Annotated in this window: 19 protein-coding genes; all 19 read right to left on the minus strand. The window is 42.5% G+C overall.

What is annotated here, in order from left to right:
- Window positions 1-128: 128 nt before the first annotated feature.
- Window positions 129-848, minus strand: a complete 720-nt coding sequence (gene budA, locus C0213_05670) for an acetolactate decarboxylase (GenBank protein AUX11920.1) — start codon at window positions 846-848, stop codon at window positions 129-131.
- A 33-nt stretch (window positions 849-881) separates the two neighbouring features.
- Complete coding sequence (locus tag C0213_05675) at window positions 882-2,564, minus strand: acetolactate synthase AlsS (GenBank protein AUX11921.1); 1,683 nt, start codon at window positions 2,562-2,564, stop codon at window positions 882-884.
- A 124-nt stretch (window positions 2,565-2,688) separates the two neighbouring features.
- Window positions 2,689-3,567 (minus strand): aldose epimerase, encoded by an 879-nt coding sequence (locus tag C0213_05680; GenBank protein AUX11922.1) that lies wholly within the window; start codon window positions 3,565-3,567, stop codon window positions 2,689-2,691.
- 22 nt (window positions 3,568-3,589) lie between these two features.
- Window positions 3,590-4,999: an ATP-dependent protease ATPase subunit HslU gene (locus C0213_05685; GenBank protein AUX12817.1), complete on the minus strand. Its 1,410-nt coding sequence runs from the start codon at window positions 4,997-4,999 to the stop codon at window positions 3,590-3,592.
- 21 nt (window positions 5,000-5,020) lie between these two features.
- On the minus strand, window positions 5,021-5,566 hold the full coding sequence (locus C0213_05690; protein AUX11923.1) for an HslU--HslV peptidase proteolytic subunit: 546 nt from the start codon (window positions 5,564-5,566) through the stop codon (window positions 5,021-5,023).
- A gap of 108 nt (window positions 5,567-5,674) precedes the next feature.
- Entirely contained in the window at window positions 5,675-6,580 is a 906-nt protein-coding gene (xerC, locus tag C0213_05695) for a tyrosine recombinase XerC (protein ID AUX11924.1), read from the minus strand.
- Between the two features lie 67 nt (window positions 6,581-6,647).
- Window positions 6,648-7,958: a methylenetetrahydrofolate--tRNA-(uracil(54)-C(5))-methyltransferase (FADH(2)-oxidizing) TrmFO gene (gene trmFO, locus C0213_05700; GenBank protein AUX11925.1), complete on the minus strand. Its 1,311-nt coding sequence runs from the start codon at window positions 7,956-7,958 to the stop codon at window positions 6,648-6,650.
- Window positions 7,959-7,979: 21 nt separating this feature from the next.
- The gene (locus C0213_05705) at window positions 7,980-10,064 is read right to left on the minus strand and encodes a type I DNA topoisomerase (GenBank protein ID AUX11926.1); all 2,085 of its coding nucleotides are present in this window, start codon (window positions 10,062-10,064) and stop codon (window positions 7,980-7,982) included.
- A 255-nt stretch (window positions 10,065-10,319) separates the two neighbouring features.
- On the minus strand, window positions 10,320-10,748 hold the full coding sequence (locus C0213_05710; GenBank protein AUX11927.1) for a transcriptional regulator: 429 nt from the start codon (window positions 10,746-10,748) through the stop codon (window positions 10,320-10,322).
- Between the two features lie 31 nt (window positions 10,749-10,779).
- Window positions 10,780-11,643 carry an NAD(P)-dependent oxidoreductase gene (locus tag C0213_05715; GenBank protein AUX11928.1) on the minus strand — a complete coding sequence of 288 codons (864 nt, stop codon included), beginning with the start codon at window positions 11,641-11,643 and terminating at the stop codon, window positions 10,780-10,782.
- A gap of 99 nt (window positions 11,644-11,742) precedes the next feature.
- Window positions 11,743-12,609 (minus strand): DNA-protecting protein DprA, encoded by an 867-nt coding sequence (gene dprA, locus C0213_05720; GenBank protein ID AUX11929.1) that lies wholly within the window; start codon window positions 12,607-12,609, stop codon window positions 11,743-11,745.
- Window positions 12,610-12,663: 54 nt separating this feature from the next.
- Window positions 12,664-13,425 (minus strand): ribonuclease HII, encoded by a 762-nt coding sequence (locus tag C0213_05725; GenBank protein AUX11930.1) that lies wholly within the window; start codon window positions 13,423-13,425, stop codon window positions 12,664-12,666.
- Window position 13,426: 1 nt separating this feature from the next.
- On the minus strand, window positions 13,427-14,275 hold the full coding sequence (ylqF, locus tag C0213_05730) for a ribosome biogenesis GTPase YlqF (protein ID AUX11931.1): 849 nt from the start codon (window positions 14,273-14,275) through the stop codon (window positions 13,427-13,429).
- Between the two features lie 134 nt (window positions 14,276-14,409).
- On the minus strand, window positions 14,410-14,940 hold the full coding sequence (gene lepB, locus C0213_05735; protein AUX11932.1) for a signal peptidase I: 531 nt from the start codon (window positions 14,938-14,940) through the stop codon (window positions 14,410-14,412).
- A 24-nt stretch (window positions 14,941-14,964) separates the two neighbouring features.
- Complete coding sequence (locus tag C0213_05740) at window positions 14,965-15,189, minus strand: YozE family protein (GenBank protein AUX11933.1); 225 nt, start codon at window positions 15,187-15,189, stop codon at window positions 14,965-14,967.
- A gap of 10 nt (window positions 15,190-15,199) precedes the next feature.
- A complete protein-coding gene (locus C0213_05745) occupies window positions 15,200-15,829 on the minus strand; it encodes a DUF2140 domain-containing protein (GenBank protein ID AUX11934.1) in 630 nt (209 codons plus the stop codon).
- A gap of 12 nt (window positions 15,830-15,841) precedes the next feature.
- Window positions 15,842-16,750: a lysophospholipase gene (locus C0213_05750; protein ID AUX11935.1), complete on the minus strand. Its 909-nt coding sequence runs from the start codon at window positions 16,748-16,750 to the stop codon at window positions 15,842-15,844.
- A gap of 79 nt (window positions 16,751-16,829) precedes the next feature.
- Window positions 16,830-17,675, minus strand: coding sequence for a DegV family protein (locus C0213_05755; protein ID AUX12818.1), 846 nt, complete (start codon window positions 17,673-17,675; stop codon window positions 16,830-16,832).
- A gap of 207 nt (window positions 17,676-17,882) precedes the next feature.
- On the minus strand, window positions 17,883-18,722 hold the full coding sequence (locus C0213_05760; protein AUX11936.1) for a triphosphoribosyl-dephospho-CoA synthase MdcB: 840 nt from the start codon (window positions 18,720-18,722) through the stop codon (window positions 17,883-17,885).
- Between the last annotated feature and the right edge of the window lie 8 nt (window positions 18,723-18,730).

Below are 18,730 nucleotides of genomic sequence, written 5' to 3' on the forward strand. Positions count from 1 at the left end.
AGCTTAATCGGCAACACGATTATTAATCGTAGCTACTTTTCTTAAATCAGTGCGTACAGGCCACTTAAGGCGATAAGAATAGCAAAAGACCCGTCAAACGTTACTTAAAACGTCGGCCGGGTCTTTTTTTAGTGTTCTGCTTCTTCAATATCGGCGTTAATTGCCTTCAAATCGAAATCGCTATTTAAAAAGTCAGGATCTTGACTTGGGAAATGTTGCTCAAAAGTCTCAAACGGTTGTACCGTTAATTGAGCGTCTTCAATCACATAATCTAAGACGTGGCCCCCAAAATCATGCGCCGTGTTTAAAAAGTGCACGTGATAACCGGCAACTGCGGCCCCTTGATAGAGCGCTGGTGCGTAGTAACCAACTAGCGTGCCAGTCACTCCATCTTGCTCAAACTCGGGCTGCACGCGCGTTGCGTCCGTCAAATTGGGATAGGGTTGTTCTTGGGCCTCAACGGCACGCGTATGCATTTTCTTAAAGCGACCAGTCACCTTAACGGCAAAAAAGAGATTCTTCAGCGGCTGTTGCGCTAAGATCTGATCTTCAAGTTCCGCCTTAGTCACTGTCCCTAACGCTTGGCTTGACAGTTCAGGGGCTTGAAAATGAACTGTCGCAAAAGGCACCATGTCAGTGGAGGCAAGTTGATTAACTTGGCCCTCACCGGTTACTTGGTAGGCTTGACCATCCAAGATGATCATTTCGCCTGCTAAACCATGTGCCGTGCCAATGCCAAAATCACCATGGGTTAATAAATCGGCGACCGACAAAGTCCCGGTAAATAAACCGGGGACCAATAGGGCCAAGGTGCCGTGTTGATAGACGCGTTGATAATCAAATGTCATTTTATGCTTCCTCCTTCACACCAATCAAAAAAATTAAACAAGTTGATCTGGTAATAAAGCTTGACCAAGTAGCTTATTATCACTGTAATCGACTGGAATATCGACAATGACTGGGCCTTCAGTGGCAAAAGCTTGGTCTAGGACTTGGCCTAGATCGGCTGCTTTTTCAACACGTAAGCCAGTAGCGCCGAAACTTTCAGCATATTTGACGAAATCGACTGGGCCAAATTGAACGGCTGCTGATTCGCCATATTTCATTTCTTCCTGGAATTTAACCATGTCATAGTAACCATCATTCCAAATGATATGCACAATGTTTAAATTCAAACGAACGGCTGTTTCTAAATCTTGGCTTGAGAATAAGAAGCCACCATCACCAGAAACAGAGACAATTTGGGTATTAGGACGGACTAAAGCGGCACTAATGGCCCATGGTAAAGCGACCCCTAATGTTTGCATCCCGTTACTAAAGAGTAAATGACGCGGTTCGTAACTTCTAAAGTGACGCGCCATCCAGATATAATGACTCCCAACATCAACCGTGACTGTCATTTCATCAGTCACGCGTTCTTGCAACTCAGACACAATGTTCAATGGGTGGTTGAGCGTCTTGTCGGCTGACATTTCAGGTGCTGTATCGCGTTGGTGTAATTCTGCGTGGAGTTCCTTGAGGTAGTCGCGAACGTCATCAGCTAATTGATAGCCCTTCATGTATGGCAACAAGAAATCGAGCGTTTGTGCGATATCACCGACTAATTCCTTTTCAGGTTGGAAATTATGATCGATTTCAGCACGCATATCATCGATGACCATGATGTGCGCATCACTTTCAGCATTCCAGTTACGTGGTTCGTATTCAATTGGGTCATAGCCAATTGCAATCACCAAATCGCTGCGTTTTAAGATCCGATCGCCTGGTTGATTACGGAATAAGCCCACCCGGCCGTAAAAATCAGTTTCCAATTCACGTGAGACCACCCCCGCGGCTTGGAAAGTTTCAACGACTGGAATGTGGGTTTCGGCAATTAAATTTCGAATAGCGGCGGTTACTTCTGGTGAAGATGCTCGCATCCCAACTAATAATACGGGAAGTTTCGCTTCTTTAATCCGTTGGGCTAACAAGGTTGTTTCAACCGGACTAGCAGGCCCTAATTTAGGTGCAATTAGAGGCTTAATTACTTTAGATTGAACCTTAGCATCCGTCACATCTTGAGGGACACTGACAAAGCTAGCCCCTTGTTTAGCTGATTCCGCTTCTTGATAGGCATTGGCAATCACTTCTGATAAATTTTCAGGTTCTTGCACTTCTGCACTAAACTTAGTAATTGGTGCAAAGAGCGCTGCATTCCGCATACTCTGATGGGTTAACCGGAGTAAATCAGCTCGTTTCACTTGTCCAGCGATTGCTAAGACCGGATCACCTTCAGCAGTGGCAGTGACCACCCCGGTTGCTAGGTTACTAGCGCCAGGACCAGATGTGGCCATCACAACGCCGGGTTTACCAGTAATTCGGCCGATACCAGCGGCCATAAATGCCGCATTTTGTTCATGGCGTGCTAAAATCAATTGGGGTGTTTTAGGATTGACGGGGTGTTCTAGTCGTTCAAATACTCGGTCAATTTTGGCGCCTGGAATACCAAAAACATATTCTACTTCATGATTTACTAAGCTATCGATAATTGCATCTGCACCATAGTACTCTTTTTTGTCAGTCATGATTTCCCTCACTTATTGTTTAATAATTCTTATCTTAGCATGCAATCTATTTAAAAACTAGCACGTTTGCTTCGTGTAATACCGAGCAAAAAAGCGCTTCTCTACGAGAAACGCTTTATATTAACTATTTAACTGTAATTTCGTAACTGGCATTAAATACTTCGCCGGGTGCTAATTGATTGACACCAAATTTTTCTGAAAGTTCACCAGAAGCGTCAACATCATCTGCAATCCCCCACCAAGGTTCAAGACAAACTAATTCGCCTTCCGTTGGGTAAGGTGACCAAACACCGATAAATGGGGCGCCTGATACTTTCAAACTAATCGCATGATCCGTTTTTTCAGAACGAATGCTAAATTTATTTTCTTTACCCTTTAATTCGTAAATTAAGGCATCATCTTTGAAGAGTGAGTGATTAATATCAGTCGCCACATCCGTTGGTGCTAATGTGCGTTCATTTAGATTGATGAATGCCCCTTGCAATGGAATCTTGACGCGTGATTTTTGTGGTCGGTAGTCTAAAAAGTAGTCTTCAAATTGGGTATCGTCCGTTAATGGGACTTTAAAGCCGGGGTGGCCCCCAACAGAAAAGTACATTGGGCCAGATTGTGCTGTATTTTTAACATCATAGCCCACTTTTAAGTGCATGTCGTTTACTTGGTAAGAAACGCGTAGTTCAAATTCAAATGGATAAATTTTTAAACTTTCTTCATCTGATTTCAATAAGAATGTCACCGCCGTATCAGTTTGGCTTTCTACTTCAAATTGACGATCACGGGCAAAGCCGTGTTGGCCCATTGGGTAAGTTTTACCTTGATACGTATATTGATCATCCTTAGAACGCCCAACAAACGGGAATAAAACGGGTGCGTGGCGCCCCCAAACTTTGGGATCTGCTTGCCAGAGATATTCTAAGCCTGAAACAGCCCCTTTAACACTCTGTAATTCCGCACCTTGTGGACTAAGTGTCACTGTTAAAAATTCATTTGCAATTTGGATCATTTTTAAAACCACCTTTAGAAATTTATAGAATAAAGCGGGTTAAATCTTTATCGGCTACAATCTTACCAATTTTATCATTAACATATTGTTCAGTGATGGTGATATCACCCATCTGCATATCTGGTCCTTCAAAGAGAATATCTTCCAACAATTTCTCCAAGATGGTTGCCAAGCGTCGCGCACCAATGTTTTCGGTGTCGTGGTTTACTTGGAAGGCAATTGCAGCAATTCGGCCAATGGCTTCCATGGTGAAGGTGACGTGGACCCCATCTGCACCGATTAAAGCCATATATTGCTTAACAAGCGCGTTGTTAGGTTCCGTTAAGATCCGGACAAAGTCGGCTTCAGTTAAGTCTTCTAATTCCACTCGAATTGGAAAACGACCTTGTAACTCAGCGATTAAATCACTTGGTTTAGATTCCGCAAAAGCCCCAGAACCAATGAAGAGGATATGGTCTGTTTTAAGTACCCCGTATTTGGTATTAACTTGTGAGCCTTCAACGATTGGTAAAATATCGCGTTGTACCCCTTCACGTGAGACTTCGCCAGATTGTTTCTTACCACCGGCAGCAATCTTATCGATTTCATCGATAAAGATAATCCCGGTATTTTCGGCTCTTTGAAGGGCATCATGATAAATATCGGCATGATTAACCAACTTGTCTGATTCTTCTTGAATGAAGATTTCACGCGCTTCTTTAACGGTAACGGTTCTGACCATCTTCTTTTTAGGCATGATTGAGCCTAATGTATCGTTCAAGTCAATTCCCATTTGACCCATCATATCGTTCATTGGTGCGGCCTTTTTAGGTTCGTCAACTTGAATTTCAATTTCGCGATCATCCAAAAGCCCCTTATCAAGTTGCTCCTTAACAGATAACCGTTGATCGCGTACTTCGTCGGTGACTTCTTCAGTTTCAGCTTGGTTTAAACCAGCTGGTGTTTCACCATTTTGAAGGGCCGTGAACATCGACATTAAGTCGTTCATGCTATTATTATTTTTACGTTGTTCCTTCTTGATACCAGGGACTAATAATTTTACTAAGCGTTTGTCTGCTTGACGAGCCGCTTTACCACGCACATTCTTGAATTGTTCTGATTCTTCCATGTGAACAGCAACATCCGCTAAGTCTCGGACCATTGATTCAACATCACGACCAACATAGCCGACTTCTGTAAATTTAGTGGCTTCAACCTTGATTAAAGGCGCATCAACGACTTTCGCTAACCGGCGAGCGATTTCTGTCTTACCGACCCCGGTTGGTCCGATCATCAATAAGTTTTTAGGTGTTATTTCTTGTTGCATCTTAGTGCTTAATTGCATCCGACGATAACGATTATACAAGGCTACCGCTACGGCTTTTTTAGCTTTATCTTGGCCAATTACAAACTTGTCTAATTCAGCGACAATTGATTTAGGTGTTTTATTCATCAAATCCATTGGGGCCACCTCCTAAAATGATTCCACAATCACGTTGTGGTTCGTATAAACGTCGATGCCACCAGCAATATTCACGCCAGTTTCAACGATTTTTTCGGCTGTTAATTCAGGCTTACCTTCTAAAATCAAGGCCGTTGCAGCCGCTTGGGCGAAATTACCACCTGAACCAACCGCAATCACTTGATCCCCTGATTCAGCAAGTGTATCCGGGGTAATGACTTCACCGTTACCTGAGATCAAAAGAATATCTGTTTCGTTAATGGCAATCAACATTGCTTCTAATTTTTGAAGTGTTGGATCTTTACGCCAATCCTGTGCCAAAGCAACAGCCGCGTGTTGTAAATCGCCTGAGTATTTTTCTAATTTTTGTTCAAACCATTCTTGTAACGTAAATGCATCTGCAACGCCACCGGCAAAACCAATTGCGACTTTATTGCCGTAAATCCGGCGAATTTTCTTCGCTGAATCTTTTGTGACGAATTTTTCGCCCATCGTTACTTGTCCGTCGCCAGCAATCGCTGTTCGACCATTATGTTTTACTGCACAAATTGTTGTCATTTGATTTGCTCCTTTAAATAGCGTTAATCACATTTTAGCAGTCTTTATGACTGTGTGCTAATCTTATCGCTCTTTTTTGCTAAAAAAATCGTTCTTTAGTCCTAGTTTTTAAGCCCGTGGGAAGAACTGCCGGTAATCCTTTTGTAAATGGGCCGTTGTCACGTGGGTGTAGATCTGAGTCGTCGATAAGCTACTGTGGCCTAATAACTCCTGAACCGTTCGTAAATCTGCCCCATGGTCTAGCAAGTGGGTTGCAAAAGTATGGCGAATCATGTGGGGATGAATGCCACTGGTTAAACTGGTCTTTTTAACCACTTGATCCAATGCGTATTCAATCCCCCGACTGGTAATTGGATTCCCTAAATGGTTGACAAAAACCACATCGTGTTCTTGTTGGCGTTTAGCCATCAATTGTACCCGGCCATTGTTTAAATAATCCTGCAAAGCCTTAGTCGCATGATTGCCAAAAGGGACGTAACGATCCTTATTTCCTTTACCATGCACTAAAATAACCCGTAAACCAAAGTCAATCTGGCCAATCGTTAGCTGGGCACACTCGCTAACCCGCATCCCTGTTGCATATAATAACTCAAGAATGGCCCGATTACGTTGGGTTAGCGGTTCTTGTCCGACAATCGCGGCAAATAACGCATCCATCTCTTTTTCATAGAAAAAGCGGGGTAACTTGTGGCGTTGTTTTTTGAGTTGAACCGTTTCAAACGGATCAGTCTGTAAAAATTCGTTGCGTACCAAGTAGCGATAAAACGACCGCAGACTTGAAATCCGCCGGGCAATTGTCTCGCCACTATATTGTTTTTGGTCCATTTCATTCAAATAAGTTTGTACTTCAAGGGTGCCGACCTGCTTAAAGGAAGTCAGACCACCATTAGCCGTCAAAAAATTAACAAACGCTTTAATATCGGCTTGATAGGCCTTTTGCGTTTCTGGTGAATAGTGTCGATCAACGATTAAGTATTGTAAAAATAAATTAATCCAATCTTGTTCAAGCGCCAAAAAAATCCCTCCAAGCTTGGTTAATAATACTTTACCACAAGCTTAGCGGGATTTAAAAGGTGTTTACCTAGAGTGTTTCTTTAAACGTGTCAATACTTGCTAACGCACGGTCGGCAAGGGCTTGATTCCGTTCTTTTTTATCACGAATCCGTTGTTTTAAAGGTTCGAAAATCCCGAAGTTCGCATTCATTGGTTGGAAATGTTTGGCACTGGTATGCGTAATGTAATGTGCCATTGAACCCATTGCCGTGGTTGTTGGGAAAGCAACGGGTTCTGTTGCTAGTGCTAAACGGGCAGCGTTAATCCCAGCGACTAAGCCAGAAGCCGCACTTTCAACGTACCCTTCAACCCCTGTCATTTGACCGGCGAAGAATAAATCAGCACGTTGTTTTGATTGGTAAGTGGGTAATAACACGTCGGGTGACTTCATGAAAGTATTCCGATGCATGACACCGTAACGGACAAATTCAGCGTTTTCTAAACCCGGAATCATCCGGAAAACACGTTTTTGTTCGCCCCACTTTAAATGAGTTTGGAAACCAACGATATTATAAAGACTGGCAGCAGCATTATCCTGACGTAATTGAACAACCGCGTAAGGTTGTTCACCGGTCTTAGGATTTTCAAGCCCAACTGGTTTTAAAGGACCGAATAACATGGTTTTGATACCGCGTTTTGCCATGACTTCAATTGGCATGCAACCGTCGAAGAATTTTTCATCTTCAAAGTCGTGCATTTCAGCAACTTCTGCTGAAATCAAAGCCTTATAAAAGGCTTCAAATTCGGCCTCAGTCATTGGGCAATTCAAGTAAGCTGCTTCACCCTTGTCATACCGTGACTTAAGATAAACTTTATCAAAATCGATACTGTTTTTATCCAGGATTGGTGCAGCGGCGTCGTAGAAATACAAACCTTCACTACCGTTTAACGCGCTGATTTGCTCTGCTAAACCAGGTGATGTTAATGGACCAGTAGCAACTACTGTCGGGCCTTCTGGGAAAGCCGTCAGTTCTTCGTGATGCACGGTTACTCGTTCATGATTAGCAAGTTTATCGGTGACCGTTTGTGAAAATGGTGTCCGATCGACAGCTAACGCCCCACCAGCAGGAACGGCATTTTCGTCCGCTGCAGCGATGATAATTGAATCTAAACGGCGCATCTCTTCTTTAATCAAACCAGCCGCATTCGTGACTTGGTTTGCGCGGAGTGAATTGGTACAAACTAATTCCGCAAATTGTTCCGTGTGATGGGCGGGCGTCATTTTAACTGGCCGCATTTCATATAAATGAACATCAACACCGCGTTTGGCGATTTGCCAAGCTGCTTCAGAACCAGCTAAGCCGGCACCAATCACATTTACAAAAGGTTTTGTCGTCATCTAATTACCTCAAATTTTCTCTTATTTTTGAACGGCTTCTTCATAATCACCATTAGGACAGATGACTTGTTTGCCGCCTTTAATTTTCTTTTCAACTAAGTAGTGTTCACACTTAGGACAGTTTCTGCCGACTGGTTTATCCCAGGTGACAAAATCACAGTCTGGATAACGATCACAGCCGTAGAATAACCGGTTTTTCTTAGATTTACGTTCAATGACTTGCCCCTTGCCACATTTAGGACAGGTCACACCGATTTCTTTAACAATTGCCTTGGTATTGCGACAATCTGGGAAGCGACTGCAGGCAAAGAACTTACCATAACGGCCCATCTTAACCACCATTGGTGCCCCACAGATATCACAATCAAAACCAGCCGGTTCATCTTTAATCTGAACCTTTTCGATTTGAACGCTAGCTTTTTCAACTTCTTTTTCAAAAGGTTGGTAGAAATTATCAATAATCTTGATCCAATTTTCTTGGCCTGTTTCAACTTCATCCAAACGATGTTCAAGATCGGCAGTAAAGTCGATGCTGACAATATCTGGGAAGAATTCGACGATTAAATTATTGACGATTTCACCTAGTTCCGTTGGTTCAAATCGTTTGGCGTTCAACTTCACGTAATAGCGTCGTTGAATCGTTTCAATCGTTGGTGAATAGGTTGACGGACGTCCAACGCCGTTTTCTTCGAGCGCTTTAACTAAGTTAGCTTCAGAATAACGTGCCGGTGGTTGTGTGAAATGTTGCGCTGGATCAGTTTTAGCTAATTTAACCTCATCGCCAATCGCTAATTCAGGTAATAAATTATCCTTCGCTGAATCTTCGGTATCACGGGATGAAACGTATAGTTTAGTAAACCCTGGAAAGCGCATTTGTGACCCATTAGCCTTAAATAAGACGTTGTTTTGGTTAATCTTAACCGCCACTGTGTCAAAGACCGCCGGTGTCATCTGACTGGCGACAAACCGGGACCAAATCAAGTTGTAAATCTTATATTGATCGTTTGTTAAAACATCTTTTAAGCTCTTAGGTGTCCGCATCACAGAAGTTGGGCGGATTGCTTCATGGGCATCTTGTGCGCCTTCTGGATTTTTCGTCTTATGGGCTTTAACAGCCGCGTATTCTTCACCATAATTATCGTGAATGAATTGGGATGCTTCGTGTTTGGCCCCCGTTGAAATCCGGGTTGAATCGGTACGCATATACGTAATCAACCCAACCGTGCCTTCTTTACCCCCGAGATTAATCCCTTCATATAACTGTTGGGCTTGCATCATCGTTTTACGGGTTCTGAAGTTTAACTTCCGGTTGGCTTCTTGTTGCAATGAACTGGTGGTAAAAGGTGCCGCCGCAAAACGTTTGCGTTCACGCTTTTTGACATCTTCAATTGTAAAAGGTTGCGTCTTGTCAATTTGCTTTAAGACGTCTTGAACCGCATCGTTATTGCCTAAGGCTGTTTTCTTACCGTTTAAACCGTAAAAACTAGCTTTAAACTTACTGCGGCCCTTCTTGAATTCAGCATCTAATGACCAATATTCTTCCGGTTTGAAAGCTTTAATTTCTTGTTCACGATCAATCACGAGTTTTAACGCCACTGATTGCACCCGACCGGCACTCAAGCCCTTTTTAACTTTTTGCCAAAGGAGCGGACTAATTGAATAGCCCACAATCCGGTCTAAAACCCGGCGTGCTTGTTGGGCATCGACTAATTTCATATCGATACTACGTGGATTTTTAAAGGCACTCTTAACAGTGTCTTTGGTAATTTCATTGAAGACCACCCGATTTTTATCGTTTGGATCTAATTTTAAAATATGCGAAACATGCCATGCAATTGCTTCCCCTTCACGATCGGGATCGGCTGCTAGATAGATATGATCCGCTTTTTTAGCGTGTTTCTTTAATTCTTTAATTGTTTCGCCTTTACCGCGAATTGAAATATATTTAGGTTCATAATTATTTTCGAAATCCACACCCATTTGACTCTTAGGTAAATCGCGGATATGACCCTTACTTGCAACGACTTTATAGTTGCGTCCAAGATATTTCTCAATTGTTTTGGCCTTTGCAGGTGATTCTACAATGACTAAATTTTTGCCTGCCATGGACAAACCCCTTTCAACAGAACGCTTTGTTCAAAATCGTACATAATGATATGTGACGTGGCACCGTTTGTCAAATCTAACGGGCACTAGTGATTATCAGATTAAAGCATAGCATAGGTTTCCCAGTATTCAAAGGAAACTTATCAGAAAAACGACGGATTATAATAAATTCATAACCAATCCTACCGCATTAAACCACAAAAAAACAAGGTGCGATAAAAAATAATTTTTATCCTTACCTTGTTTTCTTGAAAACTATACTCGTGCATTATTAACCAAAATATCAGCAATAATATCAGCCAACTTAATCTGAGCCATCTGATTTTCCGCCGCTTGTTGAACCTGATCATAAGCGTCATTCAAAGCAGATTGGATGTTAGCACCGACCAGACATTTTGGATTGGTCTTATCATCAACATGCAATAGGCGTTGATCAGCATCTAATGCCTGATAGACATCCAAAACACTAATTTGTTCAGCTGGTCGAGCCAATTTAGGGGCAATCGTACCTGGACGACTTTCCAATAAATCAGCTTTAACTAAAATCGACATCAGGCGGCGAACCAAACTTGGATTAGATTCAATACTGCCTGCAATCGCCTGACTCGATAAATCACCATCCTGACAAATTTCGACATAAGCTAAGATATGAATCGCATCACTTAGTTTGTGGGAATATTTCATCGTTTAACCTCAATTTCAAACTTGTTCTCTACTATGATTGTGCTGATAATAACTCTTGAAGAGCCGCCGTTAATGATGGCAATGGCCGCCCTAAGACATCCGGTAAGTCACTTGAAACTTCATCTAGTTCCCCATCACGGATCAGGCCTTGAATCATGGTAATAACCCCAGCAACTTCAGTAGGTAAGCCGCTTGCTTCCAGCCCTTTTTGATAATCAGCGATACTTAATGATGATACCGCAAATTCTTGATTAGTCAATTGTGCAACACTTTTGGCTAAATCAGCGTAAGTGGCGGGTGCACCAGCGAATTCATAAATATCTTTCGTGTCAGTCATGGCCAATACTTTAGCAGCTGCTTCAGCATAAAGACGTTCAAGTGTCCAACCAACATGACTGTCACCAGCGCCATAAACGAATGGTTGCCCCGCGATAGCGCCTTTAATTGTATCGAGTTCGTTTTCAAGATACCAATTATTACGTAAGAAAGAATGCGCAATACCAGATTCGATAATAGCCGCTTCTGTTTTACGGTGGTCTTCAGCTAAACCAGAAGTTGTTTGGTCAGCATGGGGGAAGCTTGTATAACCAATCCAGTTAACCCCGGCTTTTTTAGCTGCCCGGACAACAGCCAGATGTTGTTGATCACGTGGCACTTCTGCGCCTGGTTGAGAGGAAATAAATAGTAGACGATCAACACCTTGTAATGAGTCGACTAATGTTGCTTCTTGTGTATAATCGCCAGGGCGAACGATAACACCTGCTGGTACCATCTTTTGCGCTTTTTCCACGTTCCGTGCCAAACCAATAATATCTGAAGCAGGTACTAATTTTGCTAATTCGTGAACGGCTACTTGACCAAAACGTCCTGTTACAGCTGTGATTGCATATTTCATATTTAAAATCCCCTTAGTGGTTTATTTGTTACTTTATAAGTAACTTGTTGTTTTAACAATAACAGGTAAGCTGATGGATGTCAAACAAAACGGTTTTGCCTAGTCAAAATAACGTAATTCTTCTATTAACATGTTTTTATCTAGCAATGGTGTCGCTCCCGCGGCGATTAATTGGTTGCACCCTTGCGACAGGGATTGATCAATGCGCCCCGGAATTGCATAGACATTGCGATTAGCTTGAAGGGCCAAGTTAGCGGTAATCAAGCTACCACTCTTATGGCGGGCCTCCGTCACAATTAAGCTATGACATAACCCCGCAATAATTTTATTCCGGGCTGGAAATTGATAGCGCCGGGCCGGTGTATCGAGGGCATATTCAGATAGTAACAAGCCTTTTTCAGCAACTGTCTGTTGTAAATGCTCATTTTGTGGTGGGTAACTGCAATTAATGCCCGTGCCAATCACCCCAATTGGTGCTAACCCACGCTGCAAGGCAACTTCGTGGGCCATCGCATCTGCTCCTTGCGCTAACCCACTAATAATCGTAGTGGCAGTTAGTCCTTGTAATAACAGTTCAAGTGATTGTTTAGAATAATGAGTTGCTTGACGCGCCCCGACTACCGCGAGACATGGCCGTTTTAACACTGTTAAATCCCCACGATAAAATAACAAAACGGGCGGCAAATAGGTTTCCAATAAACGCTGGGGGTAGTCGCTATCTAAGATGGTTAAATAAGTGGTTCGAACGTCATGTTCGATGCATTGGCGTTGTAAGGTTGTACTTTGAAAACTTGCTTGAAAAGTCGGCCAATAACGTTCCGGCAAGCGCGCAATCTGCGCAATTTCTAACGCCGATAACGCCCAATGATGACTGGTTGCCAGCCACGCCGCCAAGCGTAATTCACTAATAGGCCCAAACCCCGCCGCTAAATGTACTTTTAAGAGTAATTGATTTTTAGTTAACACAAAAACAGCTCCTTTACGTTAATTAATAATCCGTAAAAGAGCTGTTTTATTTTTCTATAAAGCATCTTGAACTGGGGAAAAACTGCGACGATGAATTGGTGTAACCCCGAGTTCAGCAAGCCCCGCTAAATGCTTAGCTGTCCCGTACCCCATATTGTTAGCTAAATCATAGCCCGGATATTGTTGATCATAATTAATCATCAATTGATCCCGAATGACTTTCGCGACAATGCTGGCTGAGGCAATACTAATACTGCGGGCATCGCCCTTAATTAATTTTTCTTGCGGAATATCAGTGGGCACGGTCATCGCATCCACTAATAAGTAGTCCGGTTGCTTATCCAGACCGGCAACCGCTTCGCCCATTGCCAATTCTGTTGCGTGGTAGATGTTTTCGGTATCGATCCGTTCAGGGGACGCAATTCCGATACTGACACTGACTGCCTGAGCCATAATCTTCCGATACAACGCTTGTTTGAGTTTAAATGACAGTTGCTTAGAATCATTGACCTGCCAAAGATCAAAATCATGGGGCAAAATCACAGCAGCCGTTACAACGGGGCCGGCTAGTGGCCCCCGACCCACCTCATCAATTCCGGCGACTAGCGGATAATCAGGCCAGAGCGCTTTTTCCATTTGGCGCCGTTCTTCAAAAGCCGCTTTTTGGGCCGCTAATTTTGCCGCTCGCTTATGATATTGAACTACCAATTTCTGAACACCCGCCCGCGAATCAGCCGCAAAAGTGGCTAACTGCTCTTCAGTCACTGGTGCTTGTAATAATTGCTTAATTTCAGCAATCGATTGTGCTTTGGTCATCTTATGACGCCTCCACTGGGACAACGTCTAAAGTGAAGCGTCCTAATTTACCTTGGCGCGCATCATTAATGAACTTCACACAAAAACGATCATAGTCTTCTTTGAAACCTAATCGCTTGGTCAAAGTCATGATTAATTCTGCAGCGGGTTCTTCAAGCTCCGCATCTGTTACCTTATAAACTTTTTGAAGTTGACTTGGATAATATGCTTTGAAGTAGTCTAAGGCAAAAATAACGACATCATCGGGATGATAGATGGCATCTGAAATCGCACCGGTAAGCGCTAATTTACTACCGACCGTTGGATCTTCAAACTTAGGCCATAAAACCCCTGGTGTATCGAGCAATTCAAGTGTTTGTCCGGCTTTCAACCATTGTTGGTTCTTCGTCACACCGGGACGATTACCGGTTACGGCGATGTTCTTTTGCACTAAACGGTTTAAAATCGTCGATTTACCAACGTTCGGCACGCCGACACACATCGCCCGGATGACCGGGTTACGAATGCCTTTAGCACGTTTTTTAGCCAATTTTTCAGCTAAAATTTCTTGTGCTACTTTTTCGATCATGGGTAACTTAGCCTTATGCTGGGCATCAAGGGCAATTGCGGTTATGCCGCGTTTCTTGAACGTTTCAATCCATTGTTGCGTCCGTCGTGGATCAGCCATATCGGCCTTATTCATAATTAATAAAATGGGTTTATTTTGACCCAGTTCTTGAATCATGGGATTAATTGAAGCTTCCGGTACACGGGCGTCCACAATTTCTAAAATTAAATCAACTGCCTTGAGCCGTTCTTTAATTTGTTTTTGTGCTTTGGCCATGTGACCTGGGTACCATTGTATTGTCATAATAACTCCTTTATTACTGTTTAAGATGAATACATCTCTTACCGATAGTATTATTCTTAATTCTATCATACCTCAGCGCGAACTTGCTGGCTTAAATTAAAAAGGTTACGACCCGCAGCCGTAACCTTTTTCGTTTATTTAAAATAATTAATCTCTTCAAACGGCCAATAAACGCCCACTGCGCGACCAATAATCATTTCACGTTCGATTGTACCAAACGTGCGACTATCCTTGCTAATTCGGCGATTATCACCAAGAACAAAGTATTGATTAGCCGGAATTCGATCATGATCGGTTAATGTTTTTAAATCAAAATCAGAAGTTAAGACCGTCTTTTGCCGTGATTGCTTCAAAAAAGGTTCCGCAACTGGCCGGTCATTCACGTATAATTGGCCCTCCCGATAAGCAATATGCTCCCCTGGTAACCCAATCACTCGCTTCACATAAGTGGTCCCATTGGCTAAGCGAAAGACGACGATTTCAAAGCGGTGGACCGGCCCAAACTTTTTCAACAAGAGTTGGTCACCCGATTCAAGGGTTGGTTGCATCGAATTACCGGCCACCGTCGCTGGCACCAAAAAGAAGGACCGAATGACAAAGGCAACCAGTCCGGCCACGAGAATTGCTAAAAACCAATTACCTGCGATTGCTAGTTTCCGTCTCATTAAATCGCCTCAATCACTCTTTTACTATGCCTCTTCGCTTTCTTGATACAGCTGATAGGCCTCATCAAAAATTAGCATGCTCGGTAAATAACTACCGTTTAACTCCAAATATTGGGATAACGGTTCATAGTCCCCTTCATGTTTAGGGAATGATTGATCAAAGAAAGCATTGTTAGCAAATTGCGCAACTGGTTCGTAGTTATTCGGATCGCGCTGTGTCATGAGATACCGATAGAAACTCTGCTTCATTTTGCACACCTTATTTCTTATTTTTTAGTGGCACGTATACGGCTAAATCAATCTTATCGTTCTTCAAATCAATATGGCGGGCCTTGACTTGCATCCCGTTAGCTAACTTAAATTCATTCAAGCGCAAGGTAATGCGACTCTTATGCGCATTTAAAACCACCCATTTAGGGAATTTATATTGGCGTTGGATGTAATTAAAAACAAATGACATCGGTACTTTCAACTGACCAACAGCCAATTGCTTAGCACGTAGTTGAATATCACCATTTTCAAGCACATACGGTTTGAAAAAGAGGTTGAATTCGACCGGAAAACCTAAGAACTTAAATTGACCGGAAAGAATCGCTTGTTGGTCTAAAGTAAAATTATACTTCACTTTTGAGTTCTCAAGATAGTTTTCGAGATAATAGGCCACTACACTATTAATTTGCTTCTTGTGCATCTGAATATCAAAGGTACTGTCAGCCTTAATCATTTTTTCAGTCTGAACTTGCTTGGTTTGCGGTGCACTAACGTTATAGGCGATAAAACCCAGTGTGCCAATCACTAACGCTAGTAAAACAATAAAGCTATATTTCCAATAATTAATCGTTCGTTTGGGGCTAACTTGTTCCTTTTTTTTATCTTGTCTAGTTTGCATGAACTAACTTCCTTACTTGGCCCAATCTTTTTGGTGTTGCGCCATCTGTTGCCAAAAAGCGTTGGTAATGAGTTGATACCCTTTTTGGTTAGGATGGAAATGATCGTCGTCGCTAATATAGGGATTAAGATGCTCGTTTGCTGCTAGTGTCTTTTGTAATTGACTACTATCCATCTTAGCGAGCGATTTCGTTTGTTTTACATAGTGACCATCACCATGCGTTAAAAGACGGTCGCTATTGATATAATAGGCCGACTCAAAGTCATTGGCAACTTCTTTGACTGTCTTATTCCAGGCCGTTACAGCCGTTGACATCCCGGTAATCTCTGGAAAGTAAACGTAAAATGGGTTATAGACCCCCATTACGAAAATGGGTGCCGTTAGATTTTGTTGCCGAATTTGTCTAAACAACGTCATCAAATGTGTTTGATAGGCCTTTTGACCGGCTGCAATCTGTTTTTGATTTAAATCTAAAAAGTTGTTCTGCAAGACCGCCATTAAGTCATTACCCCCAACGGTCAAGGTGATGATGTCCGCTTTTTTCAAATTGGCTTGTAAGGTTGGTTGCGTACGCACGCGTTTTTCAATCTGCACGCTGGTATCCCCGGTGACACCATAATTTTCAGTCACCACAGGATGACCCGTTTCGGTTTTAATTTTAGTGGCAATCCGCGAAACATAACCTTCTTTATTTTGCTCATCACCCACCCCGTGGGTCAATGAATCGCCGACTGCTACTAAGTGCAATGTTTTCTTAACTTTTTTTGGTTGAACGACTTTTGTTTTTTGAATACTTTCTTGATGACTACGAACTTTGACTTTCATTGGACGTGGTGTCAATAACTGCCAAACGATAAAGACGACGAGTAACACCCCGGTAAATATCCCTAGGTCAATCAATAATTGTCGTATTTTTTTCATATCTGACACCCTCATATCTCTTTAGATAATAGTTAAGGCTGGGACAAATAAATGTCAACCAGCCTTAGTCATAAACTTCTTAGTTTTCAGTATAATACATCACTGCAAAAGCCCCAGCGCCCGCGTGGGTTGCAATGACTGGATCAGTGGTTCGTACTAAAATTTCGATTGCTGGAAAGGCTGCTTGTAATTGCGCCTTGATTTTTTCACTGAGTTCCAACCCATCGGCGTGTGAAATACCGATTGCTTTAACATTTTTTAACTTTCTGAGGTCATCATCCATTTCATCAATGAACTTCGTAATCGTCTTCATACCACGCCCCTTACGGAGGACCTTAAGCTCACTGTCAGCAACTTCAAGAATTACTTTGATGTTTAATAAACTTGAAATCACACCGGCTGCATGACTTAAACGGCCACCTTTAACAAGGTTAGTTAAGTCAGTCACACCCATATATAGTTTCGTATTATCATGGACTGCTTGAATAGCTGCTAAGGCATCTTCTAATGAGCCGCCTGCTTCAATCACTTCCGCTGCTTTTAAAACTTGGAAGGCCATTGCACGATCTGTAAAGTCACTATCAATAACAGTGACGTCAGCTTTCGCCATTTCGCCAGCTTGACGCGCAGTATCAACTGTCCCGCTAATCGCACGTAACATATGAATTGATAGAATTTGACTACCGTCAGCTGCTAGTTGTTCGTATGTTTCGATAAAATTACCGATGGCTGGTTGACTCGTCTTAGGAAGCGCACTAGCACTAGCCATTTCAGTCATAAATTGATCACGTGTGATTGTTTCACCATCAATATAGACGGTATTGTCAATCATGATGGTCAACGGAATCACCGTAATATGATGTTGTTTAATTTCTTCTGGTGTTAATTGAATTGATGAATCCGTTACGATTTTAATATTAGCCACTACTACTTCAGCCACACTTTCTATCTCGAAACAGGCCCATATGCGGACCGCTATTTCTATGATTATATCTATAAGACAGTATATCAAACTACGCCCATTTTTTCAGCAAAAGTTACTGAGAAAAAATGACAGTCTAACTAAAAAGGATCACGCCGTTCGTTTTTAAACGAATAACGTAATCCTTTTTAACACCGTTTATTTCTAATATCAACAGCCACTAATCTTTGCGTCAACTGCAAGCACAAACAGACTAGCTGCCAATAAATCTGCACTACCACCTGGCGAAATATGGTGTGCTTGGCAGTATTGGATCAACGCCGTAAAACGATCATTGGGAAGCGCGTTTTGACCAGCTTGAATGGCTAGTTGTTGCATCTTAATAAGCGTTTGTTGATCACTGCGGTGTAATACGCAAGTATCTGCAACTGAGCCCATTAACGACAATAACATCTGGAGTTGGGCTTGCTGCGGTGCACTTGTTTGCCATTTTTGATAAGTCTGAATGGCTAGCAAGATATGCGGGTACCCTAAGACCGCCTCTTCATAAGCACCATTCACCCGATACCGTTTTTTTACAACGGCGCCATGTGTAACATTTTGAGGTGTATAACGTTCATCTGGGAATTGCGCTAATTGGCTCACTGTTTTTAAAACGGTCTCAATTTGCGTAGACTTGTGCATACTAATTTGGTGCGCATAAACGCTTACCAAAAGACCCATCACCCAAATAGCGCCTTTATGCGTGTTAACCCCATTGGTGGCTTCAAACATAGCTTGCTCAGCGGCTCGACCAATCTGCGCAATTGTCTCTCGCAATGTCTGATCGACAGGATGATTCCAAGCAGCTTGTGCCATTTGTTCAAAAAAAGGTGTCAAAGCCTGTGCCGACTTGATAAATAAAGATGCATCCATATCCGTATGCGCACCATTATTGTACGCATCAACTAAACCTGGTTTAGGACTCAACTGAACCTCATCGACTAAAGCTTGCTCGACTAAACCAGCTAATTGTTTAATCATCATTTGGTGTGCCTCATTATTTATCAAAGTCTAAA

The sequence above is a fragment of the Latilactobacillus sakei genome, assembly GCA_002953655.1.
Taxonomy (GTDB): Bacteria; Bacillota; Bacilli; order Lactobacillales; family Lactobacillaceae; genus Latilactobacillus; species Latilactobacillus sakei_A.